Annotated in this window: 2 protein-coding genes; both read right to left on the bottom strand. The window is 66.3% G+C overall.

Annotated features, from left to right (window positions below):
• Positions 1-18 precede the first annotated feature (18 nt).
• Entirely contained in the window at positions 19-909 is an 891-nt protein-coding gene (locus JV551A3_RS10810; RefSeq protein WP_133978678.1) for a 1-aminocyclopropane-1-carboxylate deaminase/D-cysteine desulfhydrase, read from the bottom strand.
• A gap of 136 nt (positions 910-1,045) precedes the next feature.
• Positions 1,046-2,484: FAD-dependent oxidoreductase (locus tag JV551A3_RS10800; protein WP_133978676.1), on the bottom strand; the 1,439-nt coding region annotated here is incomplete at its 5' end.

The following is a 2,484-nucleotide window of genomic DNA, read 5'->3' as shown; positions in this document are numbered from 1 at the left end:
GCTGTTGCGCATGCTGCCCTACAAGTAACCGCGCCGGCCCTGCAGGCCGCCGGTGTGTACGAAGAGCAGACGGGTGCCGGGCGCGAACAGCCCGGCCTCGACCTGCTCACGCAGGGCCAGCAGGGCCTTGCCGGTGTACAGGGCTTCGAGCGGCACACCGGTGTGCCGCTCGCAGTCGGCGACGAACGCCAGCAGCTCAGCGTCGAACTTGCCGAAACCGCCACGGCAGGCGTCGTGCAGCTGGTAGCCATGCGCACCGGCCAGTGTCGCTACCGCCTCCAGTACACCATGGCCCCTGGGTACAGCCAATGCACCATGCACGACATGTGCGCCTGCCTCGGCCATTACCAGGCCGGCCAAGGTAGTCCCCGTTCCGGCAGCCAGCCACCAGGCGTCGTAGCCCGACCAGCCCAGTGCCGGGATCTGCGCTTGCGCCTGCTGCATGATCAGCGCGCAGCCCTGTGCTCCGGCCAGCCCGCCGCCCCCTTCGGGGATGCAGTGCCAACCCGGGTAGCGTGCCTGCCAGGGCTCCCAGAAACCCGCTTCGTTTCGTGCACGGTAGCCGCCATAGCCCAGCCAGTGCAGTTCCATGCCCAGCGCCTGCAGGTCTAGTACGGTTGGTGTGTCCTGGGCGTGGCCACGCAGCAGCCCGGCAGTGGCAAAGCCGAAGCGCTTGCCGGCGGCTGCCAGGGCGTGCAGGTGGTTGGAATGGTTGCCGCCCAGGCTGATCAAGCCCGGGGCGTTGCTGGCGCTGGCCTGTTGCAGGTGGTGGCGTAGCTTGAACCACTTGTTGCCGCTGATCAGCGGGTCGATCAGGTCCAGGCGCAGCATGGCGGCTGCGATCTTGGCTTGCTGCAGCCAGGGCAGGTTCAGGGGCTGTAGGGGGGCTTGGGGAAGGTCAAAGTGCATCGTGCGAGTTTACCAGTGAAAGCCTGGGGGCTGCTTTGCAGCCCTTCGCGGGCTTGCCCGCTCCCAAAGTCAGGAGTGCGCTATCCCTGTGGGAGCGGGCAAGCCCGCGAAGGGCCGCAAGGCGGCCCCGGCAATCTCAGAGTTCAGCCGCCAATCTCGAACCCTGGTTGATCGCCCGCTTGGCATCCAGTTCCGCCGCTACATCGGCGCCACCGATCAAGTGCACCGACTGCCCCGTCGCCACCAGCCCGTCCTGCAGTTCGCGCAGCGGTTCCTGCCCGGCACAGATCACCACGTTGTCCACCGCCAGCACCTGCGGCTCGCCATCGGCCACGCGAATATGCAGGCCGGCATCGTCGATGCCCAGGTATTCGACGCTGTTGAGCATCTGCACCCGCTTGTTCTTCAACCCGGTACGGTGAATCCAGCCGGTAGTCTTGCCCAGGCCGTCACCCACCTTGGATTTCTTGCGCTGCAACAGGTACACCTGGCGCGCCGGGGCATGCGGCTCGGCCTTGATCCCGGCCACGCCACCGCGTGCCTGCAGGAGGGTGTCGATGCCCCACTCCTTCCAGAACGCCTCACGGTCTTGGCTGGTGGCCACGCCCTGATGCACCAGGTACTCGGAAACGTCGAAGCCGATGCCACCCGCGCCAATTACCGCGACAGCCTTGCCCACCGGTTTGCGCTCGAGCAGCACGTCCAGATAGCTGAGCACCTTGGCATGCTCGATACCGGGGATGGCCGGCGTGCGCGGGGCGATGCCGGTGGCCAGGATGATCTCGTCGTAGCCTCCGTCCACCAGGGCCTGCACATCGACCCGGGTGTTCAGGCGCAGGTCCACGCCGGTGCTGGCGACCTTGTTGCGGAAGTAGCGCAGGGTTTCATGGAACTCTTCCTTGCCCGGCACCCGCTTGGCCACATTGAACTGTCCACCGATTTCGCTGGCACTGTCGAACAAGGTCACCGCGTGCCCACGCTCGGCCGCTACCGTAGCCGCTGCCAGGCCCGCCGGGCCGGCGCCGACCACGGCAATGCGCTTCACGGCGCGCACCGGCAGGTAGTTGAGCTCGGTCTCGTGGCAGGCACGCGGGTTGACCAGGCAACTGGTCAGCTTGCCGCCGAAAGTATGGTCCAGGCAGGCCTGGTTGCAGCCGATGCAGGTGTTGATCTCGTCGCCGCGGCCGGCAGCGGCCTTGTTGACGAAGTCCGGGTCAGCCAGGAACGGCCGAGCCATCGAGACCATGTCGGCATCGCCCTCGGCCAGCACCGCCTCGGCAACTTCCGGGGTGTTGATGCGGTTGGTAGTGATCAGCGGAATGTTCACCACGCCACGCAGCTTGGCGGTGACCTTGCTGAATGCCGCGCGGGGCACCTTGGTGGCAATGGTCGGGATACGCGCTTCGTGCCAGCCGATGCCGGTGTTGATCAAGGTCGCGCCGGCTTTCTCGATAGCCTTGGCCAGCAGCTCGATTTCATCCCAGGTACTGCCGCCCTCGACCAGGTCGAGCATCGACAGGCGGAAGATGATGATGAAGTTCGGCCCTACCGCTTCGCGCACCCGGCTGACGATTT

The sequence above is a fragment of the Pseudomonas inefficax genome, assembly GCF_900277125.1.
In the GTDB taxonomy this organism is placed as follows: Bacteria; Pseudomonadota; Gammaproteobacteria; order Pseudomonadales; family Pseudomonadaceae; genus Aquipseudomonas; species Aquipseudomonas inefficax.
This window is presented reverse-complemented; position numbering and strand designations above follow the sequence as displayed.